General features: G+C 65.5%; 27 protein-coding genes. 11 read left to right on the top strand and 16 right to left on the bottom strand.

Annotated elements, in window-relative coordinates:
• Nucleotides 1-91: 91 nt before the first annotated feature.
• Entirely contained in the window at nucleotides 92-1,312 is a 1,221-nt protein-coding gene (phnA, locus tag ACIP1U_RS01975) for a phosphonoacetate hydrolase (protein ID WP_400311050.1), read from the bottom strand.
• Nucleotides 1,313-1,453: 141 nt separating this feature from the next.
• Here phnA and ACIP1U_RS01980 point away from each other — a divergent pair, with 141 nt between their 5' ends.
• Nucleotides 1,454-2,374 (top strand): LysR substrate-binding domain-containing protein, encoded by a 921-nt coding sequence (locus ACIP1U_RS01980; protein ID WP_400311052.1) that lies wholly within the window; start codon nucleotides 1,454-1,456, stop codon nucleotides 2,372-2,374.
• Between the two features lie 4 nt (nucleotides 2,375-2,378).
• On the opposite strand, the gene ACIP1U_RS01985 is transcribed toward ACIP1U_RS01980, so the two are convergent.
• From ACIP1U_RS01985 to ACIP1U_RS02000, 4 genes are read right to left on the bottom strand one after another with little or no spacing between them, the layout of a single operon-like run.
• Nucleotides 2,379-3,608: a CaiB/BaiF CoA transferase family protein gene (locus ACIP1U_RS01985; RefSeq protein ID WP_400311055.1), complete on the bottom strand. Its 1,230-nt coding sequence runs from the start codon at nucleotides 3,606-3,608 to the stop codon at nucleotides 2,379-2,381.
• Complete coding sequence (locus ACIP1U_RS01990) at nucleotides 3,605-4,603, bottom strand: Bug family tripartite tricarboxylate transporter substrate binding protein (RefSeq protein ID WP_400311058.1); 999 nt, start codon at nucleotides 4,601-4,603, stop codon at nucleotides 3,605-3,607. The genes ACIP1U_RS01985 and ACIP1U_RS01990 overlap by 4 nt, the downstream gene beginning before the upstream one ends.
• 41 nt (nucleotides 4,604-4,644) lie before the next feature.
• On the bottom strand, nucleotides 4,645-5,754 hold the full coding sequence (locus ACIP1U_RS01995) for an NAD(P)H-dependent flavin oxidoreductase (RefSeq protein WP_400311061.1): 1,110 nt from the start codon (nucleotides 5,752-5,754) through the stop codon (nucleotides 4,645-4,647).
• Nucleotides 5,754-6,983, bottom strand: coding sequence for an acyl-CoA dehydrogenase family protein (locus ACIP1U_RS02000; protein WP_400311064.1), 1,230 nt, complete (start codon nucleotides 6,981-6,983; stop codon nucleotides 5,754-5,756). The genes ACIP1U_RS01995 and ACIP1U_RS02000 overlap by 1 nt, the downstream gene beginning before the upstream one ends.
• A gap of 118 nt (nucleotides 6,984-7,101) precedes the next feature.
• Between ACIP1U_RS02000 and ACIP1U_RS02005 the strand changes: the two genes are divergently transcribed.
• Nucleotides 7,102-8,061, top strand: a complete 960-nt coding sequence (locus ACIP1U_RS02005) for a LysR family transcriptional regulator (protein ID WP_400311067.1) — start codon at nucleotides 7,102-7,104, stop codon at nucleotides 8,059-8,061.
• A gap of 40 nt (nucleotides 8,062-8,101) precedes the next feature.
• Here the strand turns inward: ACIP1U_RS02005 and ACIP1U_RS02010 are convergent, their stop codons facing one another.
• Together ACIP1U_RS02010 and ACIP1U_RS02015 are read right to left on the bottom strand one after the other, a co-directional pair.
• Nucleotides 8,102-8,320, bottom strand: coding sequence for a DUF2188 domain-containing protein (locus ACIP1U_RS02010; protein ID WP_400311069.1), 219 nt, complete (start codon nucleotides 8,318-8,320; stop codon nucleotides 8,102-8,104).
• Between the two features lie 32 nt (nucleotides 8,321-8,352).
• Nucleotides 8,353-8,898: a universal stress protein gene (locus ACIP1U_RS02015; protein ID WP_400311070.1), complete on the bottom strand. Its 546-nt coding sequence runs from the start codon at nucleotides 8,896-8,898 to the stop codon at nucleotides 8,353-8,355.
• 343 nt (nucleotides 8,899-9,241) lie between these two features.
• Here ACIP1U_RS02015 and ACIP1U_RS02020 point away from each other — a divergent pair, with 343 nt between their 5' ends.
• The 7 genes from ACIP1U_RS02020 (at nucleotide 9,242) to dapA (ending at nucleotide 15,898) form a co-directional block, all read left to right on the top strand.
• Nucleotides 9,242-9,406 (top strand): hypothetical protein, encoded by a 165-nt coding sequence (locus tag ACIP1U_RS02020; RefSeq protein ID WP_400311072.1) that lies wholly within the window; start codon nucleotides 9,242-9,244, stop codon nucleotides 9,404-9,406.
• Complete coding sequence (gene kdpF / locus ACIP1U_RS02025; protein ID WP_116317313.1) at nucleotides 9,406-9,495, top strand: K(+)-transporting ATPase subunit F; 90 nt, start codon at nucleotides 9,406-9,408, stop codon at nucleotides 9,493-9,495. Before ACIP1U_RS02020 ends, kdpF begins: the two co-directional genes overlap by 1 nt.
• On the top strand, nucleotides 9,495-11,315 hold the full coding sequence (kdpA, locus tag ACIP1U_RS02030; protein ID WP_400311073.1) for a potassium-transporting ATPase subunit KdpA: 1,821 nt from the start codon (nucleotides 9,495-9,497) through the stop codon (nucleotides 11,313-11,315). The genes kdpF and kdpA overlap by 1 nt, the downstream gene beginning before the upstream one ends.
• Before the next feature lie 116 nt (nucleotides 11,316-11,431).
• Nucleotides 11,432-13,651 (top strand): potassium-transporting ATPase subunit KdpB, encoded by a 2,220-nt coding sequence (gene kdpB, locus ACIP1U_RS02035; RefSeq protein ID WP_400311075.1) that lies wholly within the window; start codon nucleotides 11,432-11,434, stop codon nucleotides 13,649-13,651.
• 36 nt (nucleotides 13,652-13,687) lie between these two features.
• Nucleotides 13,688-14,311: a potassium-transporting ATPase subunit KdpC gene (kdpC, locus tag ACIP1U_RS02040; protein ID WP_400311077.1), complete on the top strand. Its 624-nt coding sequence runs from the start codon at nucleotides 13,688-13,690 to the stop codon at nucleotides 14,309-14,311.
• A gap of 296 nt (nucleotides 14,312-14,607) precedes the next feature.
• Nucleotides 14,608-14,895 (top strand): hypothetical protein, encoded by a 288-nt coding sequence (locus tag ACIP1U_RS02045; RefSeq protein ID WP_400311080.1) that lies wholly within the window; start codon nucleotides 14,608-14,610, stop codon nucleotides 14,893-14,895.
• Nucleotides 14,882-15,898, top strand: a complete 1,017-nt coding sequence (gene dapA, locus ACIP1U_RS02050) for a 4-hydroxy-tetrahydrodipicolinate synthase (RefSeq protein WP_400311083.1) — start codon at nucleotides 14,882-14,884, stop codon at nucleotides 15,896-15,898. The genes ACIP1U_RS02045 and dapA overlap by 14 nt, the downstream gene beginning before the upstream one ends.
• Here dapA and arsB read toward each other — a convergent pair.
• The 4 genes from arsB to ACIP1U_RS02070 are packed head-to-tail and all read right to left on the bottom strand — an operon-like array spanning nucleotide 15,885 to nucleotide 18,320.
• Nucleotides 15,885-16,961 (bottom strand): ACR3 family arsenite efflux transporter, encoded by a 1,077-nt coding sequence (arsB, locus tag ACIP1U_RS02055; protein ID WP_400311086.1) that lies wholly within the window; start codon nucleotides 16,959-16,961, stop codon nucleotides 15,885-15,887. The two genes, dapA and arsB, sit on opposite strands and share 14 nt — an antisense overlap.
• Before the next feature lie 2 nt (nucleotides 16,962-16,963).
• Nucleotides 16,964-17,458: an arsenate reductase ArsC gene (locus tag ACIP1U_RS02060; protein WP_400311089.1), complete on the bottom strand. Its 495-nt coding sequence runs from the start codon at nucleotides 17,456-17,458 to the stop codon at nucleotides 16,964-16,966.
• A 47-nt stretch (nucleotides 17,459-17,505) separates the two neighbouring features.
• A complete protein-coding gene (locus tag ACIP1U_RS02065; RefSeq protein WP_400311092.1) occupies nucleotides 17,506-17,988 on the bottom strand; it encodes an ArsI/CadI family heavy metal resistance metalloenzyme in 483 nt (160 codons plus the stop codon).
• Between the two features lie 2 nt (nucleotides 17,989-17,990).
• Nucleotides 17,991-18,320 carry an ArsR/SmtB family transcription factor gene (locus ACIP1U_RS02070; RefSeq protein ID WP_400311095.1) on the bottom strand — a complete coding sequence of 110 codons (330 nt, stop codon included), beginning with the start codon at nucleotides 18,318-18,320 and terminating at the stop codon, nucleotides 17,991-17,993.
• Nucleotides 18,321-18,690: 370 nt separating this feature from the next.
• On the opposite strand from ACIP1U_RS02070, the gene groES reads away from it, so the two are divergent.
• Entirely contained in the window at nucleotides 18,691-18,981 is a 291-nt protein-coding gene (gene groES / locus ACIP1U_RS02075) for a co-chaperone GroES (RefSeq protein WP_010813047.1), read from the top strand.
• A 47-nt stretch (nucleotides 18,982-19,028) separates the two neighbouring features.
• Nucleotides 19,029-20,672: a chaperonin GroEL gene (groL, locus tag ACIP1U_RS02080; RefSeq protein WP_400311099.1), complete on the top strand. Its 1,644-nt coding sequence runs from the start codon at nucleotides 19,029-19,031 to the stop codon at nucleotides 20,670-20,672.
• Between the two features lie 120 nt (nucleotides 20,673-20,792).
• Here groL and ACIP1U_RS02085 read toward each other — a convergent pair whose 3' ends face one another.
• The 5 genes from ACIP1U_RS02085 to ACIP1U_RS02105 form a co-directional block, all read right to left on the bottom strand.
• Nucleotides 20,793-21,578, bottom strand: coding sequence for a metallophosphoesterase (locus tag ACIP1U_RS02085; protein WP_400311101.1), 786 nt, complete (start codon nucleotides 21,576-21,578; stop codon nucleotides 20,793-20,795).
• Between the two features lie 214 nt (nucleotides 21,579-21,792).
• On the bottom strand, nucleotides 21,793-22,764 hold the full coding sequence (locus tag ACIP1U_RS02090) for a type II secretion system F family protein (protein WP_400311104.1): 972 nt from the start codon (nucleotides 22,762-22,764) through the stop codon (nucleotides 21,793-21,795).
• A gap of 47 nt (nucleotides 22,765-22,811) precedes the next feature.
• Nucleotides 22,812-23,789, bottom strand: a complete 978-nt coding sequence (locus ACIP1U_RS02095) for a type II secretion system F family protein (protein ID WP_400311107.1) — start codon at nucleotides 23,787-23,789, stop codon at nucleotides 22,812-22,814.
• A gap of 42 nt (nucleotides 23,790-23,831) precedes the next feature.
• Nucleotides 23,832-25,193 (bottom strand): CpaF family protein, encoded by a 1,362-nt coding sequence (locus tag ACIP1U_RS02100; RefSeq protein WP_400311110.1) that lies wholly within the window; start codon nucleotides 25,191-25,193, stop codon nucleotides 23,832-23,834.
• A gap of 25 nt (nucleotides 25,194-25,218) precedes the next feature.
• Nucleotides 25,219-26,415: an AAA family ATPase gene (locus ACIP1U_RS02105; RefSeq protein WP_400311112.1), complete on the bottom strand. Its 1,197-nt coding sequence runs from the start codon at nucleotides 26,413-26,415 to the stop codon at nucleotides 25,219-25,221.
• Nucleotides 26,416-26,417 lie beyond the last annotated feature (2 nt).

Raw genomic sequence — 26,417 nt, forward strand, 5'->3', positions numbered from 1 at the left:
AATCGGACCCGGTCCGTTCAGTGCAGGCCGTGCAGGCCACGCGCCTGGCCAAGTCGGCGTGCTTCAGTCGGCGTGCTTCAGTCGGCGTGCTTCAGTCGGCGCAATTCAGCGCCAGCCGCAGGATGTCGAAATTGCGCAGCCGCGGGCCGGCCGGCGCGCTCACCTTGCGGTTGAACAGCAGCGGCACCTTCTGCTCGGACAGGCCGCCGTGCGAGCGCAGCGGCACGTCGAGCCCGCTCAGGTCATGGCGTGCCGGCGTGGTGCCGATCACGGTCAGGCGCTCGCTGACCACCACCAGGTCGCCGATGCGGTCGGCCGGCAGTTCGAAGCGCTCGCAGGCAGCGCGCTTGTCGAGCACCAGCTCGATGCCCGGCAGCGCCGCGATCGCGTCGTGCACCGCCCGCTGGTCGACGCCGGCCGGCAGGTACACCGTGGCATACGACCCCAGCGCGCCGTGGTGCGCCACGTACGGGTCGGTGATCGGCAGCAGCACGCGCGTGGCCGCCGGGCCGAAGCACTCGTCCAGCCGTTGCTGCAGGTACAGGATGTTGGCCTTGCCGAGCGAGTCGGTCTTGGCGTTCATGCCATGGTCGGCGGTCACGCCGATGACCGCGCCCAGCGCGTCGAGCCGCTGCAGGTAGCTGTCCATCATGGCGTAGAACGCATTGGCGCCGGCCGTGCCGGGCGCGTGCTTGTGCTGGATGTAGTCGGTGGTGGACAGATACATCAGGTCAGGCCGCTCGGTTTCGAGCAGCGCCACGCCGGCGGCGAACACGAACTCGGACAAGTCCGCGCTGTAGACCGACGGCAGCGGCATGCCGACGCGGGCCAGCACGTCGTCGATGCCGTTTTCCGCGACGCTCGCCCGGTCGGCCTTCTCCGCGGAGAAGCAAATGCCCTGCAGGCCGTGGCCGAGCAGCGCGCGCAGCTTGTCCTTGGCCGTCACCACCGCGACCTTGGCGCCGGCCTTTGCCGCGGCGGCCAGCACCGTGGGCGCGCGCAGATAGCGGGCGTCGTTCATCAGCACCTCTTCACCGGCTTCGGTGTCATAGAAGAAATTGCCGCAGATGCCGTGCACCGACGGCGGCACGCCGGTCACGATCGACAGGTTGTTGGGGTTGGTGAACGACGGCACCACGCAGTCGCCGGTCAGCACGGTGCCGCGCTGCGCCAGGCTGGCGAAGAAGGGCGCGACACCCGCCTGCACGGCAAGGTTGATGTACTCCTGCTCGCAGCCGTCGATGCAGACGATCACGGTAGGACGGGCGGGAAGCTGGTAGCGGTGTCCGTTGACTTCGATGTGGGAGCTCATGGCGGGTCTCGTTGGGATGGAATCGGTAAGCCGCTTGCCGATGCGGGGCGGCGCGTTTTCGCTTTCTTGAGACCATGCTAAGGTTTCCAATAAACTCACACAAACGAGTTTATTTCCCACAATCTGTCAGGAAATATCACAGTGCCGCATAAGCTACCTCCGCTCAACGCGCTGCGCATCTTCGAGGTTGCCGCCCGCGCCGGCAGCTTTTCGGCGGCCGCGCGCGAGCTGCACCTGACGCACGGCGCGGTCAGCCGGCAGATCGAGATCCTGGAGCAATGGCTGGGGCAGCCGCTGTTTATCCGGCAGGGGCAGCGCATGGTGCCTACCGTGCACGCGCAGGCGTTCGGACGCGAGGTGAGCGCCGCCTTCGACCATCTCAGCGCGGCGTCGGAGCGCTACGGGCGCATCGCCACGCGCAAGGTGGTGCGCGTGAACGCGCCCGCCACCTTTGCCATGCGCTGGCTGATCCCGCGGCTCGACGATTTCCGCAAGCGGCAGCCGGAGGTCGACGTGCGGGTCTCGACCGCCTTCAGCAACGAGGCCGGCTTCAACGGCACGTTCGACGTCGCCATCCGGCGCACGCTGGAGCGCGGCGAGCAGTTCGAGTCGGTGCCGATCTTCGCCGAATACCAGACGGTGATCGCCAGCCCCGCGTTGCTGGCGCAGGCGCCGGTGCGCGATGTCGAAGACCTTGCCGACGGCGTGCTGCTGTACACCGAGACGCGGCCCGGCAGTTGGGAATCATGGCTGCAGCAGGCCGGCCATGCATCGCTGCGGCCGGTGCGCACGCTGCGCTTCGACCACTTCTTCGTCACGCTGCAGGCCGTGGTGGACAGCCTGGGCTTCGCCATCGGCACCTTCCCGACGCTGGCGGCGGACCTGGACGGCGGGCGTATTGCCGCGCCGTTCGCCGACATCCGCGCGCCGGGCAATACCTACCACGCACTGGTGCCGCGCGATGCCGACAAGCCGCTGCACCTGCGCGCGTTCGTCGAATGGCTGGCGCAACAGGGCGAGGCTGCCGCGGCCGGCGGGCGCAAGCTCCGCAGCCAGCGGTGAGCGGTTATATCACTCCCTCCGCGCGCAGCGCCTGCATGTCCTGCCGGGTCAGGCCGACCCTGGCGTAGATCTCCTCGTTGTGCTCGCCGACTGACGGCCCGGTCCGGGGCACGGCGGGCGCGTAGCCGGAGAAGCGCGGCACGTGGCACGGCGCCGGAACCGAGCCCAGGTCGGGGTCGGGCAGGCGCACGATGGCCTCGCGCGCGCGGAAGTGAGGATCTTCCAGGATGTCCTGGATGGTGAAGATCTTGCTGAACGGGATCTGCTGCGCTTCAAGCGCCGCGGCGACGGCGCGGTAGCCGTGTGCCGCGAACCAGGCGCCGATCGCGTCATCCAGCGTGTCGAGGTGCCGCACGCGTGCCGGGTTGGTGGCGTAGCGCGGATCGTCCGCCAGTTCCGGCCGGCCGATCGCCGCGCACAGGCGCCGGAAGATCGGGTTGGACGACGCCACCATCGACACCCAATGGCCATCGGCAGTCGCGTACATATTGGACGGCGCGGTGTACGTAGCCCGGTTTCCCGCGCGCTGGCGCACCTGGCCCAACTGTTCGTACTCCACCGCAAGCGGCTCCAGCAGGCGGAACAGCGCCTCGGTGGCGGACAGGTCGATGTCGCGTCCGGGCGCCGCGGAATCGCGCCGGCGCTCCGCCGCCGCGGTGGCGATGGCGAACGCGCCGAACAAGCCCGCCACCACGTCGCCGGCCGGATAGTTCATGTGCAGCGGGGGACCGCCTGGCTCGCCGGCAAGGTTGGTGAAGCCGCTCATGGCTTCGAACACGCGCGCGAAGCCGGCGCGCGACGCATACGGGCCGGTCTGGCCGAAGCCGGTCAGGCGCAGGATGATCAGGCGCGGGTTCGCTTCGCGCAAGGTCTCTGCGTCGAGACCCCAGCGGTCGAGCGTGCCAGTGCGGAAGTTCTCGACCAGCACGTCGAATTCGGGCAGCAGCCGGAGGAACAGCGCGCGTCCTTGTGGCTGCCGCACGTCGAGCGAGATGCCGCGCTTGCCGCGGTTGGCCACCTTCCAGTAGAGCGGGAGGCCGTCCTTGACCGGTGCCAGGCCGCGCAGCGGATCGCTGCCGTCGGGCAGCTCGAGCTTGACCACGTCGGCGCCCATGTCGGCGCACAGCGTGCTGGCGAGCGGCGCGGCCAGCACCGTGGCCATGTCGAGGATGCGCAGGCCGGCGAGCGGGCCGTCGGTCTTGCCGTTGTCGTTCACGAACAAGGTCTGATTCATGCGTCCACCTTGATGTCGCGAGCCTTGATCAGCGTTGCCCAGCGTGCCGCTTCGGCCTGCAGCAACTGGTCGAACTGCCTCGCGTCGAACGGGAGGATTTCCGCATCCAGTGATGCCAGCCGGTTGCGCACGTCGGCGGTGCCCATCGCCGCCTGCAGCGCGGCGCCGAGGTAGTCGACGATCGCGGGGGCGGTGCGTGCATGGACCGCAAGGCCATACCAGGACTGCACCAGCGCGTCCGGATAGCCTGCCTCGGCGATGCTCGGGACTTCCGGCAGCGAGCGCGTGCGCCGCGCGGCATTGACGGCGAGAGGCCGCACGCGTTTCGACTGGATCAGCGGCAACACCAGGTTTTGCGACACCAGCGCGAACTGCAGCTGCCCGCGCCCCAGGTCCGGCAACGACGGCGGCTGGCCCTTGTAGCCGACGTTGGTCACGCGCACGCCGGTGGCTTCGAAGAACAGCTCCTGCGCCAGGTGCAGCGAGCTGCCGGCGCCCGGCATCGGCACGTTGACCGCGCCGGGCCGCGCCTTGGCCCAGGCCGCGAATTCCTTCAGCGTCTTCGCGGGCACGTCGTTGTGGACCACGAACACCGACGGCACCGCGGCCACCGCGCCGACGGCGCGGAAATTCTGCACGCGGATGCCGGAGTCGGGGTAGAGCGTTTGCGCCACCGCCAGCACCGGCGTGACGCCGAGCATTGTGTAGCCGTCCGCCGGGGCGCGGCTGGCGGACTCGATGCCGATGCGGCCATCGGCACCCGGCTTGTTCTCCACGACCACGCGCTGCGGCAGGTCGAGCGACATGCGGTCGAGCGCGGCGCGCAGGGTGACGTCGACCACGCCGCCTGCCGGGTAAGGGATGACCGCGCGCAGCGGCCGCTCTGGGAAGTTGCCCGGGCCGGTGCCTGCGCGGGCCAGCGCCGGCAAGAGGCCGGGCGCGGCCATCATCAGGGCGGTCTGGAACGCGGTCTTTCCGAATGTTCGGCGATCCATGCTGTCTCCTTAGTTCTTGTATCGGTATTTGCGCCTGCCGATCAGCCCGGCAGGTATGGGCGCAGGCATTCGAGCGACTGGCGCGTCTGCCGCACCAGCCGGTCCATGATCCGCGCCACGGGCTCGACTTCCTTCACCCAGGCAACGCTCTGGCCCGCCGCCTCGTACATCAGCGGCGCGATCTCGTGCTCTTCCACCGCCGCCAGCAGCCGGCCAGTCAGGGCTTGCTGGTAGGGCATGTCGAGCGGCGCCGGGGCGTCGGCTGCCGCCCACGCGTCGGAGAAGGCGCTGCGCACGACGCGGCAGGGCTTGCCGCTGTGCGCCCGCGTGATCACCGTGTCGTCGCTGCCGGCGGCCAGCAGCCGCTCGGTCAGCGCGGCCGGCAGCCGGTGCTCGGCGCTGCCCAGCCACACGGTGCCAAGCCACGCGCCCTGCGCCCCCATCGCCAGCGCCGCGGCGATCTGGCTGCCTTCGCCGATGCCCCCGGCGGCAAGCACGGGGCGTCCCCCGGCAGCCGCGATGATCTGCGGCACCAGCGTGAAGGTGCCGATCGTGCCGGTATGTCCGCCGGCGTCATAGCCCTGGGCGACCAGCACGTCGACGCCGGCCGCGATGGCCTTGCGCGCATGCTTGACGGCGCCGACCAGCGCCATCGTGGTCTTGCCGGCACGGCGCACCCTGGCGATGGTGTCGGCCGGCGTGCCGACCCCGGCGGCGAATACCTCCACCTCGCTCTCCGCCACGGCGGCGACCTGCTCCTCGAACAAGGCCTGCGAACGCACGTACTGCGAGAAGAAGTTGCCCGCCGTGGCCGGCGGCACGTCGAAGCGCGCGAACAGGCCGTCGATAAAGCGGCGATGGCCTTCAGGGATCGCGGCGCTGACATCCTCGGGGGTGGAGACGCCCGGCAGCGCGGTCGGCAGCAGCAGGTCCACGCCGACCGGCGTGTCCGGGCACAGCGCGCGCAGTTCGCGCAGCTTCTGCGCCAGCTCGTTGGGGCCGTCGCGTGCCGCGGCATACACGCCGAGCCCGCCGGCATTGGAAATGGCCGCGGCCACTTCGATGCTGTGCGCAAGCCCGAACACCGGGTAGCGGATGCCCAGCCGGCGGCACAGCGCGTTGGCCAGGCCCTGGTCGGTAGTGCTTGCCATCACCGGGCTCCGAACAGGTCCGGCTCGAAATCGAGGCACGGGTGTTGCGGCATCGCCGACGCGGTCTTCATCACGTATCGGCCGATCAGGTTCTTGTGGACCTCGCTGGTGCCTTCGCCGATCTGGTTCATCTTTGCGTCGCGCAGGAAGCGCTCGATCGGATAGGCATCCAGGTAGCCATTGCCGCCCAGCAATTGCGCGCAGTCCACCACCACGCGCATGCACAGGTCGGTGCTGTGCATCTTGGCGATCGAGGCGTGGAGCGAGGTCTCGGGGTCCTTGCGATCGTAGCGCTGCGCCGAACTGTAGACCAGGCAACGCGCGGACTCGATGCGCGCGGCCATGTCGGCCAGCATCCACTGAATGCCCTGGTGCTCGCCGACCGCCTTGCCCGATACCTGCCGGTGCCCCGCGTACTGCGCCGCGATCTGCAGTGCGCCGGTCATCCGCCCCAGCGCGATCGCGGCATGGCCGACGCGCGCGCGCACCAGCGTGTCCTGCGCCAGCGCCATGCCTTGCCCCTCTTCGCCGAGGCGATGCGAGACCGGCACGAACACTTCGTCGAGCCGGACCTCGGCGATCGGCACGCCATGCCAGCCGAGCTTGGGGATGATCGGCGAGACACTCAGTCCTTCAGCATCGCGCGGCACCAGGAACGCCGTCAGCCCCTTGCTGCCGCCGGGTCCGTCGGCAAGCGATGCCACCACGACAAACATGTCGGCCACGGTGGCGCGGGTGATGAACTTCTTCACGCCGGACAGCCGATAGCCACCCGGGTGCCGGCTGGCAACGGTGCGCAGCCGCGCGAGGTCCGATCCCGCGCCGGGCTCGGTCAGCGCGAACGCGGACTGCTTGCTGCCGTTGGCCAGCAGCGGCACCGTGTGGGCGCAAAGCTCCGGCGAACCGCCCGCGACGATCGGGCGCGAGGACAGGTCAGTGCCGGTGACGAGCGACGCCGCCGTGCTGCACGTCCGCGCAATCTCCTCGATGATCCTGACGCGCAGCAGCATCGAAGCCTCGGTGCCGCCGAGCGCGGTGGGAAACGCCGTGGCGATGACGCCGCTTTCCGCCAGCGTGCGGAAGGTGTCCCAGGCGAACTCGTCGTTGCGGTTCACCGCGTTGGCCCTGGGGCCAATGGTGTCGCGGACCAGTGCCTGGACACGGGCCAGCATGTCGTTTTCCGCCGCATCGAGCGGCGCCAGCGGATGGTGTTCGGCGGACAGGGGCATGAGGCGGGGTCTCCTTGGAGGTGGTGTGCGATTGCCTCTAACGATAGAGAGGCGGTATCCTCGGATCAATGCCAGCACGGGAAAGCAGATATCTCCGCTGGAGATAGCAGGAGGGGACATGCAAGCGGATGCAGGACACGACCTGACGCTCAAGGCGTTGACCACGTTCGTCGCCGTGGCGCGCGCGGGCAGCGTTTCGGGCGCCGCGGCGCAGCTCGGCCTGGCGCAGTCGGCGATCAGCCGGCAGGTCGCCGAGCTGGAGAAGATGTTCGGCGGCCCGCTGTTCTACCGCACCGGCCGCGGCGTGCGGCCGACCACGCTGGCCGCGCAGGTGCTGGCCGATGCCGAGCCGCTGCTGGACGGCGCCAGGCAACTGGTCGAGTCAGCGCGCGGCCGTGCCGGCAATATCAGCGGCATGGTTACGCTGGGGCTGGTGCCGGCGGTGGCGCCGCTGCTGTCGAGCCGGCTCTACGCCGCCATGCAGCAGCAGCTGCCCGCGGTGAAACTGCGCATCGTGGAAGGCTATAGCGGCGAGATCGAGACGCGGCTGACCCAGGGCAGCATCGATCTTGCCGTGCTGAACCGCTATCGTGCCGAAGGCCGGAACAGCTACCGTCGGCTGCTCGACACGCCGTTGATGCTGGTCGGCCGCCGCGCGACCCACCAGGCACACTGGCGCGCCGCGGGCGGCAGGCCGGCGTCGATGCTGCTGCGGCAGATTGGCGACCTGCCGCTGGTGCTGCCGGTGCCGCCCAACGCCATCCGCAACCTGCTGGAAGAGGCTGCCGCCACGCACCGCATCGCCCTCAATGTCTGCATGGAAGCCACCTCATCGGTGGTGATCAAGCGCATCCTGTCCGACCATGCCGCGTTTTCCGTGCTGCCGTACCACGCGGTGGCGGCCGAGCTGGAGAGCGGGGAGTATGACGCCGTGCCTTTGGCGGACCGCGCCATGCGGCAGAGCGTGGTGCTGGCGACAAGCAGCCAGCGCCCCTTTACCGCCGCGGCGCGGCAGGTGGCGCAGATGATCCCGAAGCTTGCCGAGACGCTGATCGGCGAAGGGAAGTGGCGGCGGTGACGGCGCTCGGGCAGGGGCGGTTGATCGATCGAGGCGCGGATCATGCTAACGACCTTACAAGGGCGGCGAAGGCGTGCCGGGCGATCTCGTTGCCATTGCGGTCGAATGTGACCAGGACCGCGCCATCGCGCCTGGCTTGAGCGCACGCAGCCATCACCGCGGCCTCGCGGGTGGCATGGTGGGACTCCGCGTTTCGGGCCCCCTCGTAGATGACATCCCATCCGTCACGGTAGGGGACGACCTGGAGTTCGGTAGACATGGGGCTCCTGCTCCTTTGCCTGATGGTCGCTCTCAGTGGGCAAGCCTGTCAACGCATTGAGAATGGAACGCGGAAGGATAGACGACAAGCGCAGGGCGTACCTGGCTGGTTCGCTGATGCACCGTGACCTCGGATGGCACCTGCGAATTTGGGGCATTGACCAGCGTGACGGGTACGCGGGACCGTCGCATGATCCTGGCCGGTGTACCGGTACCAGCCAGGGCCAGAGCCCGCGACCAGGCTGACAGGCCCAGCACAATACCGTCGCACTGGCATACCCGTGCGGCGTTCAATATCGTGCTCGCGGTGGAGCCGACGCCTATCTGCGCCACATAGTCCACGCCGGAATCGTCAAGGATTGTGCTGGGACGTGCCAGTGCGGCTTCCCCTCGCTGGCGTTCATGCTCGCGCAGCCTGGCGAGTGAATGGTAGGCACAGACCCTTCCCTGGTCCATTGGAGCTTGCACATTGAGCAGCACAACCTGCGAAACGCTGCCCTCTCGATAGAGGAACGCTGCATGCCGGACTGCCCACAGCGAACTGTCGGAGCCGTCAACAACGACAAGGAGTTTGATCATGGCGGTTCAACATGGATAGCGGTGCTGCAACGGCGGGATTCGCCGGCGCAGCTGGTCCCATGCAGACAGCGTATGCGAGGGCGCGTTTACCGCGCATCAATATCTGACGCCATCGCGTAAAGATTCAATAAAAAGCCCCAATACGACGCCCCTCCCCATACAGCAGCGATTTTGCCTGCACGCCAGCAGCAAGACAGGCTCACGAAAAGTGCGTGTTGGTGCGTTATCCAATCTGCTCCGGCAAATCTTTATGTGATCTTTATACGCGCTGGCCACCTTTCTACCCAGTTTTTACTACCCCGTCGCTAAGCTGCAAGCCGAAACCATTCAAGGGTGCTTTGTCATGGACGGGATCTTTTTACTTGTATTGATTGGCTTCGCAGTGCTGAGCGCGGCCCTGCTGGGGCTTTGCGCCGCGCTCGCGCCCAACGCTTCGGCACGCAGCGAACACGGCGGCCCGCATCACCAGATGCCGGTAAAGAACAGCGCAGCGGACAGGGGGGTGTGATGAGCTGGACGGATCTGTTGAGCGGCGCGCTGGCCGTTGCCATTTTTGCTTATCTCCTCATTGCCTTGTTCCGGCCGGAGAAATTCTGATGTCCTCCCAATTCGTGGGCCTGCTGGTCCTCTACCTCGCCATCCTGATGGCGTGTGCCCCCTTTCTCGGCCGCTACCTCCGGCGCGCGGTGGAGGACGGCAACTATTCGCTGACCGCCTGGGGCCGTCCGCTGGAACGGCTGTTGTATCGCCTGGGGGGCGTGCGTGCCGAGTGCGGCATGGGATGGAAGCAGTACGCCATCGCGGTCCTGGCGTTCAACCTGCTCGGCGTGGTTGCGGTCTACACGCTGCAGCGCGTGCAGGGCATGCTGCCTTTGAACCCGCAAGGCTTCGGGGCTGTGACGCCGGACTCGGCGTTCAACACCGCCATCAGCTTTGTCAGCAACACAAACTGGCAAGGCTATGCCGGCGAGTCGACCATGGGCTACCTGACGCAGATGCTTGCGCTCACCGTGCAGAACTTCTTGTCTGCGGCAACCGGCATCGCGGTGGTGTTTGCGCTGATTCGCGGCTTTGCGCGCCAGAGCGCGACCACCATCGGCAACTTCTGGGTCGACATGACGCGGGTCACGCTGTATGTACTGGCGCCGATCGCGACCGCGATTGCACTGGCGCTGGTGAGCCAGGGCGTGATCCAGAATTTCGATGCCTACAAGGACGTCAGCCTGGTCACGCCGGTCGAATATAGCCAGCCGAAGGTCGACGCGGCCGGGCAGCCGGTGCTCGATGCGCAAGGCAAGCCTGTGACGGAAGACGTGAAGACGGACAAGCAGGCGCTGGCGATGGGGCCGGTCGCCTCGCAGGAAGCCATCAAGCTGCTGGGCACCAATGGCGGCGGCTTCTTCAATGCCAACTCGGCGCATCCGTTCGAGAACCCGACTGCCCTGGCCAACCTTATCGAGATGCTGGCGATCTTCCTGATCCCGGCGGCGCTGTGCTTCACCTTTGGCGAAATGGTCGGGGACAGGCGGCAGGGCGTGGCGGTGCTGGCCGCCATGACGGTCATCTTCGTGGCGATGGCTTGCGTTGCGGCGATGTCCGAGCAGATGGCCAATCCCGCGTTGTCGGGCTTGCCGCTCGACCATGCCAGTTCCCTGCTGCAGGCCGGCGGAAACATGGAAGGCAAGGAAACACGCTTCGGCATCGCCGCAACGGCATTGTTCGCCACGATCACGACCGCGGCATCCTGCGGCGCGGTCAATGCCATGCATGACTCCTTCACCGCGATTGGTGGCCTGGTGCCGATGCTGCTGATGCAACTGGGTGAAGTCGTGTTCGGCGGCGTGGGCTCGGGGCTGTACGGCATGCTGGTCTACGCCGTGCTCGCGGTGTTCATCGCCGGGCTGATGATCGGCCGCACGCCGGAGTACCTTGGCAAGAAGATCGAAACCTACGAAATGAAGATGACCGCCGTGGCGATCCTGGTCACGCCGCTGTTGGTGCTGCTCGGCACGGCGGTAGCGGTGATGGCCGAAGCCGGGCGCGCGGGCGTCTTCAATCCCGGTACGCACGGCTTCTCCGAGATCCTGTATGCGCTCTCGTCGGCGGCCAACAACAATGGCAGCGCCTTTGCGGGGTTGTCCGCCAATACCCCGTTCTACAACACGCTGCTGGCGGCGGCGATGTGGCTCGGCCGGTTCTGGATCATCATCCCGGTCCTGGCACTGGCGGGCTCGCTGGCCGCGAAGAAGCGCGTCCCTCCCAGCGGCGGCACCATGCCGACGCATGGCCCGTTGTTTGTCGTCCTGCTGGTGGGCACGGTGTTGCTGGTCGGCGCGCTGACCTATGTCCCGGCGCTGGCACTGGGGCCGGTCGCCGAGCAACTGCAGGGCGCGGTGACGGCAACCGCAGCCAAGTAAAGCGACCACTGACGCCACCACTGACGAAGAAATATCGAGCATTCCTACACGTTCGGCGCCTGCAACTGCCTCGCAGCCGCAGGCGCCGGGTGTCTCTAGCGGATTGCGGAGAAACCATGCAACATGAATCGACGGCCCCAGTGGCCAAGGGCGACGCCAACAGGACCGGCGCATCGTCCTCCAACTCGCCTCAGGCGAAAAGCGCACCGGTGTCGGACCGGCAACACGGTTCCCACCATCATCGCCCGCCAGCGCGCAGCATGCTCGCGCCGGAGCTGGTGAAGCCCGCGCTGGTCGCGGCCTTCAGGAAGTTGTCGCCGCGCGACCAGCTGCGCAACCCGGTGATGTTCGTGGTGTACGCGGGCAGCATCCTGACGACCCTTCTTTTCCTGAGGGCAATGGCTGCGCCGTCAGCGGGCGGCGAATCCGCCGGTTTTATCCTGGCGGTATCGGTATGGCTGTGGTTCACGGTGCTGTTCGCGAACTTTGCCGAGGCGCTTGCGGAAGGCCGGAGCAAGCAACAGGCCGAGGCGCTGCGCGGGCTGAAAACCACTGTGACCGCCCGTGTGCTGAAAGAAGGGAAGCGTGGGAGCGCGACCGAAGCGCGGCCCGCGACGGCGCTGCGACGCGGCGATGTCGTGCTGGTCGAGGCCGGCGAGATGATCCCCGGCGACGGCGAAGTGATCGACGGCGTGGCCTCGGTCGACGAAAGCGCCATCACCGGCGAATCGGCGCCGGTGATCCGCGAGTCGGGCGGCGACTTCTCGTCCGTGACTGGCGGCACGCGCGTACTGTCCGACTGGCTCGTGGTGCGCATCACGACCAACCCGGGCGAAAGCTTCATCGACCGCATGATCACGATGGTCGAAGGCGCCAAGCGGCAGAAAACACCGAACGAGCTGGCCCTGACGATCTTGCTGGTCGGGTTGACCATCGTTCTTCTGCTGGCCACGGCCACGCTGCAGCCGTTCTCGCTCTACAGCGTCCTGGTGACGAAAGCTGGCATGCCGGTAACGATCACCGTGCTGGTGGCCCTGCTGGTCTGCCTGATCCCGACCACGATCGGCGGGCTGCTTTCCGCGATTGGCGTGGCCGGCATGAGCCGGATGATGGAAGCGAACGTGATCGCCACGTCGGGCCGCGCAGTCGAAGCCGCTGGCGACGTAGATGTGCTGCTGCTCGACAAGACCGGGACCATCACCCATGGCAACCGCCAGGCATCGCGCTTGATCCCGGCGCCGGGCGTGTCGCCGTTGCAGCTTGCGGAAGCGGCGTGGCTGTCGTCGCTGGCCGACGAAACGCCGGAAGGGCGCAGCATTATCACGCTGGCCCGACAGTTGCCCGGCCTGACCGCACCGGCGATGGCAGGCCTGAAGCCGGAATTCGTGCCGTTCAGCGCGCAGACGCGCATGAGCGGCGTGGATCTGCGCGATGGCGGTGGCGAGCGTCACGTGCGCAAGGGCGCCGCCGATGCTGTGCGCCGGTACGTCACGGAACGCGCCGGCAAGTTCCCCGATGCGGTGATGCAGGCCGTCGATGAAGTCGCCCGCGCCGGCAGCACGCCGCTGGTGGTTGCCGACGCCAACGGCGATTCGGTGCGCGTGCTTGGCGTGATCGAACTGAAGGACATCGTCAAGACCGGCATTCGCGAGCGTTTCGGCGAATTGCGCAAGATGGGCATCAAGACCGTGATGATCACCGGCGACAACCGGCTGACCGCGGCTTCGATCGCGGCGGAGGCAGGGGTTGACGACTTCCTGGCCGAAGCCACGCCGGAGGCCAAGCTCAAGCTGATCCGCGAGTACCAGGCCGAAGGGCGACTCGTCGCGATGACCGGCGACGGCACCAACGACGCCCCTGCACTCGCTCAGGCCGACGTCGCCGTGGCGATGAACAGCGGCACGCAGGCCGCCAAGGAAGCCGGGAACATGGTGGACCTGGACAGCAATCCGACCAAGCTGATCGAGATTGTCGAGATCGGCAAGCAGATGCTGATGACGCGTGGCTCGCTGACGACCTTCAGCGTGGCCAACGACATCGCCAAGTATTTCGCGATCATCCCGGCGGCGTTTGCCACCACGTACCCGCAGCTCAACCTGCTCAATGTGATGGGGCTGGCCACGCCGGCGTCGGCAATCATGTCGGCGGTGATCTTCAACGCGCTGATCATCGTGGTGCTGATTCCGCTGGCGCTCAAGGGCGTGGTCTACCGGCCGCTGGGCGCCGCGGTACTGCTGCGCCGCAACCTGCTGATTTACGGACTTGGCGGCATCCTGGTGCCGTTTGCCGGCATCAAGCTGATCGACATGATCCTGGCGCTGTTTGGCTGGGTCTGATTTCCTCCTACGTTCCGCTTACGATCTGGAGCATTCATGAATACGCAAGTGCAGTCCCCGCAGCCGTCGCCGGGCACAGTGCAAGGTGGCCTGTTGCGGCCGATGCTGGTGGTGTTTGTTGGCCTGTCGCTGGTGACCGGCCTGCTGTATCCCGGCGTGATCACGGCCATTTCCAAAGCCGTGCTCCCGCATCAGGCGGGCGGCTCGCTGATCGAGAGGGATGGCAAGACGCTTGGCTCGGAACTGATCGGCCAGCCGTTCTCCGATCCGAAGCACTTCTGGGGTCGGCTCTCTGCCACGGCCCCAATGCCGTATAACGCAGCGGCGTCGGCCGGATCCAATCTGGGTCCCTCCAATCCGGCGCTGACCGACGCCGCACGCGCGCGTATTGACGCACTGCGCGCCGCGGATCCGGACAACCAGGCCTCCGTGCCGGTGGACCTGGTGACGGCTTCCGGCAGTGGGCTCGACCCGCACATCAGCCTTGCTGCCGCCGAATACCAGATGGCGCGCGTCGCCCGCCTCAGGGGGCTGCCGGTCGAACAGGTGAAGCAGCTGATTGCGGCCAATACGGATATGCCGCTGCTGCCGGTCCTCGGCGACCCGGGCGTCAATGTCCTGAAACTGAACCTTGCACTGGATGCCATCGCGCGCAAGTAGCACGGTGCCGGGATTCGGGTCGATGCTGTTGCGGGGTCGCCGAAGCGGACCGGGCGCGGCACGCCCGGTTATTGCCTTTGCCGATAGCACTGGAATCCTGGCAGCCGCCGCTGATTTTGATGCCGATTTAATGCGTCGCCCCCAGCTTCTTACATCAAATTTAGACGGCGCTGGCTAGCATAAAGTCATGTTCAACACGTGACCCGCAAGCGCGGGTCCATTCCGACATGCGACAGTCAAGCCTTGCCGTTGATACCGTTCCCCGACGTACCGCCTCGCAAGGCAGCGAAGACACCATGCCCTCGCTGCGCGTGGTTGCCCGGCCGACAACGGCATGGATCCGCATGCGTCTTGCGGTGGCTTCCATCGAGGTGTTCGGGCTGCGGCAAGCCATGCACAGCGCGCTTGGTGGGCTGGCTCGCGTCTATGTGGTGAAGGTTGACCACCGGCACGGCGAGACCACGATGCACGTGGAGATTGCCCGTGCGGACCGCGACGCAGCCATGCACGCCATCATGATGGCATTTCCGGCCGCTGAGTTCCGGGTCACGACACCCCTGGGAGACGACCATGTGGCGCACTGAGGAGCAGAGCTTCGCCGGTGCTGCCGTTGATGCCTGCACCGGCAGCACGGCGTTTTCCCGCAAGTCGCCATGGGGCATTTGGGTGCCCATGGTCACGCCGATGCGTGCCGGCTCGCTGGACCTGTCGGGTGCCGCCAGGCTGGCCGAACGCTACGTCGAGGCCGGCGTGAACGGCCTGATCATATTGGGTACGACCGGCGAGGGAAGCCTGCTTTCCCCGCACGAGCGGCAAGTCTTCACGGCGGCGGTACTCGAGGCCGTCCGTGGCGAGCTGCCGGTGATGGCCGGCGTCGGCGCGGTCGATACACGCGCGGTGTGCGCGCAAGTTGCCGAACTGGATGCTTTCGATCTTGCCGGCTACCTGGTGCCGCCGCCTTACTACCTGCGGCCCTCCGAAGAGGGGATCGCGTGGCATTTCAATGAGGTCGCGCGCGTAACCGCCCGACCCCTGATGCTCTACAACGTACCGAAGCGAACGGGTTGTGCGATATCGCCGGCGCTCATTCGATCGCTGCTTGCGCATCCGCAGGTTTCCTCGGTCAAGGAGTGCGATGCCGGCAATCTCCGTGCGCTTGCCGACGATCCCCATGTCACGGCGTTGTGCGGCGAGGATTCGGCCTTGCTGGATCACCTGCTGGCGGGCGGTGCCGGTGTCATCGCCGCGTCCTCGCATATCCGTCCGGATTTGTTCGTGCGCCTGCTGCATCTGGCGCAGACCGGCCGTCTGCGTGCGGCCCGCGCGTTGTTTGCGAAGCTCGCGCCGTTGATCTCGCTCATGTTCGCGGAGCCGAATCCCGCACCGGTGAAAGCCGCTTTGGCAGTATCCGGCGTGATTTCCCCAGAAACCCGCCTGCCGTTGCAGCCTGCAAGCTCCGCGCTGCTCAACAGGCTGGAAGAGGCCATTGCGCTGCTTCCTCCGCCTGCCGTGACGCGGGTCATTCGCCATTCGACTTGTGACGTGCTCTGCCGCACGCCGGGCTTCCAGTTCGTTAGTGAGCCTTGACCTCGTACCACGACTGCGACCGGTTGACGATGCTGACGACTACCAGCATGACCGGTACTTCGATGAGAACGCCAACCACTGTCGCCAGCGCGGCCCCCGACTGGAAGCCAAAGAGGCTGATTGCGGTCGCGACTGCGAGCTCGAAGAAATTGCTGGCGCCGATCAGGCTGGACGGGCCCGCCACGCAATGGGCAACGCCAAGTTTTCGGTTCAGGAGGTAGGCGAGTCCGGAGTTGAAGAAGACCTGAATCAGGATCGGCACCGCGAGCAGCGCGATCACCAGCGGCTGGTCGATGATGGCCTTGCCCTGGAATGCAAACAAGAGAATCAGCGTCAGGAGCAGCGCGGCGATGGAGTACGGTCCCAGTCGTTGCACGACACGCTGGAAGTACGCAACCCCGCGGCCCAGCAGCATCTTGCGCAGGAATTGCGAGACGATGACCGGCACGACGATGTACAGGGCGACCGACGTGAGCAGGGTATCCCACGGCACGACGATGGACGACAGGCCCAGCAGCAGCGCCACCACCGGCGCGAAGGCGACTACCATGATGGCGTCGTTCAGTGCGACCTGGGACAGCGTGAAATACGGATCGCCCTTGCAGAGCTGACTCCAGACGAACACCATGGCGGTGCATGGCGCTGCAGCCAGCAGAATGAGGCCGGCCACATAGCTGTCAAGCTGGTCGGCAGGCAACAGTGGCGCGAAAAGATGGCGCACAAAGATCCATCCGAGCAGCGCCATCGAGAACGGCTTGACCGCCCAGTTGATGAACAGGGTCACGCCGATGCCTCGCCAGTGCGATTTCACCTGGCCCAATGCGCCGAAATCGATCTTGATCAGCATGGGGATGATCATCACCCAGATCAGAATGCCTACCGGCAGATTGACCTGCGCGTATTCCATCCGCCCGATCGCCTGGAAGACATCAGGCAGCATCTGCCCCAATGCGATACCGGCGACAATGCACAGCGCGACCCAAACGGTCAGATAGCGCTCAAAAAAGCTGATGGCCGGTTTGGCCGCCGCCTGGCTGGTCGCTGCTACGTTTTGGCTACTCATGCTCAGTTCCCCGCGAGACGCTGCAGCGCCTCCTGCAACTCGGCGTTGCTCATCTCGTCGATCGGGAGCAGCAGCAGTTGCAGCATCCGGTAGGCGATGGCCTGCCGGGTCAGCTCGAATGCCTGGCGCTTCTTTTCGTCGCCGCCTTCCGTGTTGGATGGGTCAGGGTAGCCCCAGTGCACCTTCACCGGGCTACCCGGCCAGTACGGGCATTCTTCCTCGGCCGCGCTGTCGCACACCGTGATGACGACGCGCATGTGCGGCGCATTCTCGCCGACAAATTCATCCCAGCTCTTGCTGCGGGAATCACCGACATCGACGCCGGCGTTTTCGAGCGCCTCGATTGCGAACGGGTTGATACGTCCGCTCGGGGAGCTTCCGGCGCTGTAGGCACGCACATCCCGTCCGAACTGCTTGGCCAGGTGATTGAGCATGCCCTCGCTCAGAACGCTACGGGCGGAGTTGTGGGTACAGAGGATCAGTACGTTGGTAGTCATTGGGTCATGAACAGTACGTTGTAGATTTTTTCGCTCATGGCTCACCCTCAGCAGCAAGACGGCGTGGCATTGACTGCGACGCCAATTGGCTTTCCCTTCGGAGCACGAGGCGCACAGCAAGCCGATTCCTGACCGCCCGCTTCGATCTTTCGGGAATCACCGTACACGGGCACATCGCCCAAGGTGTGGAAATGCTCCCACGCGATGCCTTGTGGATCGGTCAGCCAGTACTTGTCGCTACGCGCGTAGCAGCAGGTAGTTTCGCCTTCGTCTTGCAGCGACATGTCCGCGGCTTCGGCTCGCTGCTTCAACTCGGCCAGCTCCTCGGCGTCGTCAGTCTGAAAGCCAAGGTGGTCTACCCCGGTTTCCGCGCCACGCGCCGAGATGGCAAAGTTCACGCGCGGGTCTTCAAGCATCCATTTCGCGTAGTCGTCCTTCACTACCGACGGTTCGGCCGCGAAGAGCGCGGAGTAATAACGAATGCTCGCAGACAGGTCTGCGACGCTGACGTGCACGTGGAAGCGTTTCATGATCAGGACTCGGAGGCGACGGAACAGGTGGACACAGGGGAGCACGGATTGCCGCTGCAGCAGTTCTCCGTGAGGTAAGCCAGCAACGCATTCATGGTCTCGAAATGAGCCATGTAGATGATCGAGCGACCGTCCTGGCGGCTGGACAGCAAGCCGGCGCGGTGCAGCTCCTTCAGGTGGAACGACAACGATGACGCAGGCATCTCCATCAATTCGGCAATCCGGCCCGCCGGCAGTCCGGCGGGCCCGGCTTGCACGAGCATCCGGAAGACAGAGAGGCGTATCGGATGGGCAAGCGCGGCAAGCACTTCAAGGGCGTGATCGGTTTCCATGATTCGAATGTAGTCGAATCATGGAAACCGATAAAGTGAAATTTGTGTGACAGATGTGCGGCATCTCGCTTGGAGTTGACATGCAACCTATCACTTCCGCTGCCAAACGCGGACCACCTCGCCATCCAGAACCTTATCTTTTCCACTTGACCCTGAGGCGGGTATCGAGCTTCCATCGCCCGTCCGGGAAAACCCCCATCAAGCCGCTGTCTTGAAATGGCAATACCCCGTCCCTATAATTAGCACTCGTCGGGGGTGAGTGCTAACAGCATCAAGTGCCCCCTGCGACACCTGAACATTTCAGACGGCCGTCGCCCCGGTAGCCGGCCGATTTGTGATTAAACACTCACTTTTGTATCTAGGAGTCCGTATGAATCTGCGTCCTCTGCACGACCGCGTGATCGTGAAGCGTCTGGACAACGAAACCAAGACCGCGTCCGGTATCGTGATTCCCGACAACGCTGCCGAGAAGCCCGATCAAGGCGAAGTGCTGGCGATCGGCCCCGGCAAGAAGGATGACAAGGGCAACAACATTGCCCTGGACGTCAAGGTCGGCGATCGCGTGCTGTTCGGCAAGTATGCCGGCCAGGCCGTGAAGGTGGAAGGCCAGGAACTGCTGGTCATGCGCGAAGAAGACATCATGGCCGTGGTCAACAAGTAATCCGTTACTTGTAGCCCCACCCGTACAGATTTCAGGAGATTCAGAACATGGCAGCAAAAGACGTAGTGTTCGGCGACGCCGCACGTGCCAAGATGGTCGAAGGCGTGAACATCCTCGCCAACGCAGTCAAGGTGACCCTGGGCCCGAAGGGCCGCAACGTGGTGCTGGAGCGCAGCTTCGGCGGCCCGACCGTGACCAAGGACGGCGTGTCCGTGGCCAAGGAAATCGAGCTGAAGGACAAGCTGCAGAACATGGGCGCCCAGATGGTCAAGGAAGTGGCTTCCAAGACCAGCGACAACGCCGGTGACGGTACCACCACCGCTACCGTGCTGGCCCAGTCGATCGTGCGCGAAGGCATGAAGTACGTTGCCGCCGGCATGAACCCGATGGACCTGAAGCGCGGTATCGACAAGGCTGTCGGCGCCGCCGTGGAAGAGCTGAAGAAGGTCAGCAAGCCCACCACCACCAGCAAGGAAATCGCCCAGGTTGGCGCGATCTCGGCCAACAGCGACGCCTCGATCGGTGAGCGTATCGCCGAAGCCATGGACAAGGTCGGCAAGGAAGGCGTGATCACCGTCGAAGACGGCAAGTCGCTGGCCGACGAGCTGGAAGTCGTGGAAGGCATGCAGTTCGACCGCGGCTACCTGTCCCCGTACTTCATCAACAACCCGGAAAAGCAGGTTGTCCAGCTGGACAGCCCGTTCGTGCTGCTGTTCGACAAGAAGGTTTCGAACATCCGCGACCTGCTGCCGGTGCTGGAGCAAGTGGCCAAGGCTGGCCGCCCGCTGCTGATCATCGCTGAAGACGTCGAGGGCGAAGCCCTGGCGACCCTGGTGGTCAACAACATCCGTGGCATCCTGAAGACCGCCGCCGTCAAGGCTCCGGGCTTCGGCGACCGCCGCAAGGCCATGCTGGAAGACATCGCCATCCTGACCGGCGGCACCGTCATCGCTGAAGAAATCGGCCTGACGCTGGAAAAGGCTACCCTGAACGACCTGGGCCAGGCCAAGCGCATCGAGATCGGCAAGGAAAACACCATCATCATCGACGGCGCCGGCGACGCAGGTGCGATCGAAGGCCGCGTGAAGCAGATCCGCGCCCAGATCGAAGAAGCGACCTCGGACTACGACCGTGAAAAGCTGCAAGAGCGCGTGGCCAAGCTGGCCGGCGGTGTTGCCGTGATCAAGGTTGGCGCTGCCACCGAAGTCGAAATGAAGGAAAAGAAGGCCCGCGTGGAAGACGCCCTGCACGCCACCCGCGCTGCGGTGGAAGAAGGCATCGTTCCCGGCGGCGGTGTGGCCCTGCTGCGTGCCCGCGCTGCGATCTCGGCACTGACCGGCGAAAACGCCGACCAGAACGCCGGTATCAAGATCGTGCTGCGCGCCATGGAAGAGCCGCTGCGCCAGATCGTGCTGAACGCCGGCGAAGAAGCTTCGGTCGTCGTTGCCAAGGTCATCGAAGGCAAGGGCAACTACGGCTACAACGCGGCTTCGGGCGAGTACGGCGACCTGGTTGAAATGGGCGTGCTGGACCCGACCAAGGTCACCCGCACCGCACTGCAGAACGCCGCTTCGGTGGCTTCGCTGATGCTGACCACGGACTGCGCTGTTGCCGAATCGCCGAAGGAAGAGTCGGCTCCGGCAATGCCGGGCGGCATGGGCGGCATGGGCGGCATGGAAGGCATGATGTAATTTGTGCCGACTGACTGCCGGCTTTCATGGCTGGCAGGCTGTCTGAACGAAAACCCCCGCGGGTGTGAATCCGCGGGGGTTTTTGTATTTCGGGGTTCGAGGCCGAAGGCCGGCTCCCCGTCAGACCTCCACCACACAGCACCAGTCGAAGCGCTTGTTTTCCAGCTCGCCCGTGCGCCGGCTGACATAACCGCGCGGATTGCACACGACGCGCGAATCGTCGATGCAGTAGTCGAAACTGGTATGGGTATGGCCATGAATCCACAGGTCCGCCTGCGCCACCAGGTCGGGCCGGCGTGACAGGAAGCCGCCGGAAACCAGGTCATGCGAGTAGCGCGGGTCAAGACTGCCCAGGTCCGGGCCATGATGGGTGACCACCACGGTCTTGCCTTCGAACGGCTGCGCCAGCTGCGCGGCCAGCCAGCCCGAAGCGGCCTCGTGGCGCGCCAGCGCGTCTTCCGGCGTGAAATGGCGGGCCTTGCCGTCGTCGCCGTCGACTTCGATCAGCCTGTGATCCAGCATCACGCCCGCGCAGGCCTGCATCGAATCCTCGCGCCGGTCGACGCCGAACAGCGTGTAATCCGTCCACCAGGTCGTGCCAAGGATCCGCACGGGGCCGCTGGCGGTGCCGAACTCGGCAACGGCGCCGTTGAGCACGTGCATGCCGGGATGCTCTGCCGCGGCTTCGGCCATCTGCCGGTCGACCGCATCAAAATTGCTCTCGTAATACTCGTGGTTGCCGGGCACATAGATCACGGGTTGCGCGAACGTGCGCGCGGCCCAGTCGATGCCGTCGCGGCCGTTGGCGATGTCGCCGGCCAGCACCACGATGTCGGCATCGCAGCCGGGCACTTGCTGCGGCATGTTGTGCTCGATATGCAGGTCGCTCAGGATGCGCAGTTTCATGGGGACTCCGGGGCGATTGGGGTCTGGCTGCATCCGCCGCGCCGGCGGCGGGGGCAGTGGTGGCATTCTTAAGAACCCTGGCGCCGCGGTCAAGTCCCCAGGCACGCACGCCGCCAAAGCAAAAAAGCCCGGAACCAGGTCCGGGCAAGGGACTGTCTGGCCGGCGTTGCACCGGGAGACAGCCGGGGGAACCGCTCAGGGTTACCCGTGAGTCCTATCCTCCCTGTCCCGCCATGGTTGGCAACAGGACGCGATAGATCTGGATAAACGCCGGCCCCAGCAGTACCAGCAGCAGCGAGGGGAAGATGGTGAAGATCAGCGGGAACAGCAGCTTGAGCGCGATCTTGGCGGCCTGCTCCTCGGCCAGCATGCGGCGCTTGGTGCGCAGCATGTCCGACAGCACGCGCAACGACTCGCCCAGGCTGGTGCCGAAGCGGTCGGCCTGGATCAGCATCGAGGCAAACTTGTCCACATCCTCCACGCCGGTGCGCAGCGACAGGTTGGACAGTGCTTTTTCCTTGGAGAAGCCGGAGCGCAGTTCGAGCAGCATCAGTTGCAGTTCGTCGGCCATTACGGGGCAGCGCAGCGCGAGTTCGTCGGCGACGCGCATCAGCGCGGCGTCCAGGCCGAGGCCGGCTTCGACGCAGACGGTGAGCAGGTCGATGACGTCGGGGAATTCCTCGAAGACGGTGCGCTGGCGTTCGGCCACCTTGCGTGCCAGCACGACGTTAGGGAGGTAGTAGCCGATCGCGCCCAGCAGCGCCAGCAGGGCGAACATCGTGTACTGGTCGTCGAACGCCCGATGGCCACTCAGCGCCAGCAGCCCGGTCATCGGCAGCACCACAGCCAGCACGGTCTTGGCGCCAAAGTACAGCGGTGCTGCGCTCGCGCTGCGCCAGCCGGCATTGGTGAAGCGCACGCGCAGCTGTGAGTTCTCCCAGCCTTCCTTGGGCAGGGACAACCGCGATACCGGTTGTGCCCAACGCGCCAGTTTCTCGATCCAGGCCTGCTGCGCGCCGTGAGCGGAGGGCATGCCTGCCTGAGCGGCGAGTTGCTCGACGCGTCCGTGCATGCGGTTTGGTGAAAACGCGTACATCACGGCAAGCACTGTGCCGAATGCCGCCACGAAGACCAGCGCGAGCACGACCAGCTGCTCGGCAGGAATACCCTCGATGATGCCTTGCATGATTGACTCCCCTCAGGACCGTTGTGCCGCCGCGGCTTGTTGTTGTCTCATACACGGATGCGGATGATCTTGCGCATCCATAGCACGCCGAACACCATCGACACCAGCGCGCCGCCGATCATCCGCCAGCCGAGCGGGTCTTCCCAGAGCACCTTCATGAAGTCGGGGTTGACCACCATGATCATGCCGCCGGTCGCGAACGGCAGCAGGCCCAGGATCCATGCCGACAGGCGCCCTTCGGCCGAGAGCACGCGGATCTTGTCGAACAGCTTCAGCCGCTCGCGCACCATGTTGGCGATGGTGTCGAGGATCTCGGCAAGGTTGCCGCCGCTTTCGCGCTGGATCAGCACAGCGATGACAAAGTAGCGCAGGTCGCCCACCGGCACCCGGATTGCCAGGTTGGTCATGGCTTCATCCAGCGCTACGCCATAGTTGATCTCTTCGAACGTGGTGCGGAACTCAGGGCCGATCGGAGCCTTGATCTCCTGGCCGACCATGCCCAGCGCACCGCTGAACGAGTGCCCGGCGCGCAGGGAGCGGCTGATCATGTCGACAGCGTCCGGGAGTTGCTTTTCCATCTGCTTGAGTCGCTTGATCCGCAGGCGCATCACGTGCAGCACGGGCAGCAGCCCGGCCACGGCGGCAATGGCCAGCACCACCGGCGCCGGCACCGGTACCAGCGGGATCAGTGCCACCGTGCACAGCACCACCAGCGCGCAGTAGCCCAGCAGTTGCGATACCGACCAGGAACTGCCGGACTGCTCCAGCCAGCGGTCCAGCGAGCCGATGCGCGGCAACCGCATCAGCCACTGCTGCATCCGCGGTGAATCGCTGAGCAGGCGCTTCTTCAGGATCGACAGGCGTTCGGCATTGACGTGCCCGCCCGCGGACAACGCACGCAGCCGCGCCTCGATACGCTTGGCGGCGGGGCCGTGGTAGTTGTTCCACCAGAGATAGATGCCTTCGAAGCAGAGCACCACCGCTGCGAACAGCAGGATGCCGAAGGCATAGAAGATCGTGCTCATATGCGTCTCCCCCGAGAGAATGTGCCGCGTGCATAGCGCGGATCACACTTCATAGCGATGCGCCGGATCGTAGGTTTCATCGGGCAAGCCCACGCCGAACACGCGCAGCCGCTCGGCAAACTTGGGATACACCCCGGTGGCGCGGAAATGGCCGCGCACGGTGCCGTCCTTGTCCACGCCGGAGCGCTGGAAGGTGAAGATTTCCTGCATGTTGATGATTTCGCCTTCCATGCCGGTGATCTCCGAGATGCTGATGATCTTGCGTCGCCCGTCGGTCATGCGTGCGGCCTGGACGATCACCGTGATGGCTGAAGAGATCTGCTGGCGTATCGCCTTGGCCGGCATGGTCAGGCCTGCCATGCTGACCATGTTCTCAAGGCGCGTCAGCGCGTCGCGCGGGGTATTGGCGTGGATGGTCGTCAGCGATCCCTCATGGCCGGTGTTCATCGCGTTGAGCATGTCCAGCGCCTCGCCGCCGCGCACCTCGCCCAGGATGATCCGGTCCGGGCGCATGCGCAGCGCATTGCGCACCAGCGAGCGCTGCGTGATCTCGCCCTTGCCTTCGATGTTCGGCGGGCGGGTTTCGAGACGCAGCACATGTGGCTGGCGCAATTGCAGTTCGGCAGCGTCCTCGATGGTGACTACGCGCTCGTCCTCGGGGATGAAGCCGGACAGGATGTTCAGCAGCGTGGTCTTGCCGCTGCCGGTGCCGCCGGAGACCAGCACGTTGACCTTGGCATGCGCCAGCGCCTGCAGCATCTGCGCCATCGGCGGGGTCAGGCTCCTCAGGTTCACCAGGTCGGAAACCTGCAGCGGATTGACCGCGAAGCGGCGGATCGACAGCAGCGGCCCGTCGATCGCCGATGGCGGGATGATGGCGTTGACGCGCGAACCATCGGGCAGGCGCGCGTCGACCATCGGGCTGGTCTCGTCGATGCGGCGTCCCACGCGCGACACAATCTTCTCGATGACCTTCATCAGGTGGGCGTCGTCGTAGAAACCGATATCGGTCAGTTCCAGCTTGCCGCGCCGCTCGACATAGGTCTGCTTCGCCGTGTTGACCAGGATGTCGGACACGGTCGGATCCTGCAGCAGCGGCTCGAGCGGGCCGAAGCCGAACATCTCGTCATAGATATCCGACGTCATCTGGCGGCGTTCCGTGTCATTGATCAGGATCCGCTCTTCATCGATGATGGCATCGATCAGCACGCCGATCTCCGTCTTCACCTGCTCCAGTGGATAGTGCGCGAGACGCTCGAGCTCGACCCGGTCCAGCACCGCGTCGTGAACAATTTTCTTGAAATTCCGGTAGGCCTGCGTGGTGCCATGGCTGCGGGCCGCCGCATGGCCGTTCATTTGCAGCGGTGGGGTCTCCGGCAGGGAAATCTGTTCGCGGATCGACATGATGGACTCCGGTTCGTGATGCGGTTCAGGCGGCGGTCGACTTCGGGCGCAGGAAGAGCCTGGCCAGAGACGGCCTGGCCGGCTGCGCCTGCCGTTCGGTCCCTGTGCCCGCGGCAAGCGTGGCGCCGAGAGACATCAGCGACTTGGCGATGGCGCTGCGCTTCTGTTCCTTGAGGACGGGAACGCCGTGGCCGATCGATTCATCCACCACGGCAGGATCATCGGGCAACGCGTGGAAGACCTTCATGCCGAAGACCTCCTCCAGCTTGGCACGCGGCAACTCGTCGCGGCGGCCCTGGCGGTTCAGCAGGATGCGGATCTTGTCCTCGGTGTAGTGCAGCGCGCGCAGGATATCCAGCAGGCGCTTGCCGGTGCGGACATAGGGGATGCTGGGCTGCACGGTCAGGCAGATGCTGTGGCTGCGGTCGAAAGCGGCAAGCGACAATGGGGTGACCGACTGCCCGATGTCGATCAGGATGAAATCGTAGCGCGGGCTGACCACGGAAAGGATGTGGTCGATCCTGTCCTTGCGGACCTCGTTGGCCTTGATCGGGTCGATCGCACCGGCCAGGATATCGAAGCCCTCATCGACGCGGGTCATGCAGGCATCGAGGAAGGTATCGTCCATGCGCTCCAGCTGCGAGCACACGTCCGGCAAGGTCGCTGGCGGGGTCTTGTCGCTGACCAGGAATGCAGTGTCGCTGAACTGGGTGTTCAGGTCGATCAGCAGCACCCGCTTGCGCTCGCCGGCGCTCAGTGCGTAGGCCAGGTTGCCGGCGATGAAGCTGGTGCCGGCGCCGCCCTTGCATGAAACCAGTGAGATCACGCGTGCTTCGTTGCGCTCCCTGGGCACGTGGTTCGCCTCCAGCCGCCCGAGCGCCTCGCTCAGCTGGCCCTTGTCGAGCGGCCACGGCAGGATGTCGCGCACCCCGGCACGCAGTGCCCGGATCAGGACATCCGGCTGCTGCGCCGACGTCACCAGGATGCAGGGCAGGTCGGGATGCTGCTGGCGCAGGGCTTCAATGCCCAGCATTTGCGTGCCGCCGCGAAAGTCCTGGTCGAGGATGAGCGCATCCGCGCTGCGCAGATGACTGCCGTGGGTGCACAGCGCGGCGGGAGCATCCTGCAGCCGCATGATCTGGAAGGTTCCACAGCCGTCCGCCATACGCGAAAGCTCGCTCAACCTTTCAGCATCCTCGGAAACGATCAGAATTCTGAGCATGG

The organism is Cupriavidus sp. NPDC089707, assembly GCF_044748965.1.
Taxonomy (GTDB): domain Bacteria; phylum Pseudomonadota; class Gammaproteobacteria; order Burkholderiales; family Burkholderiaceae; genus Cupriavidus.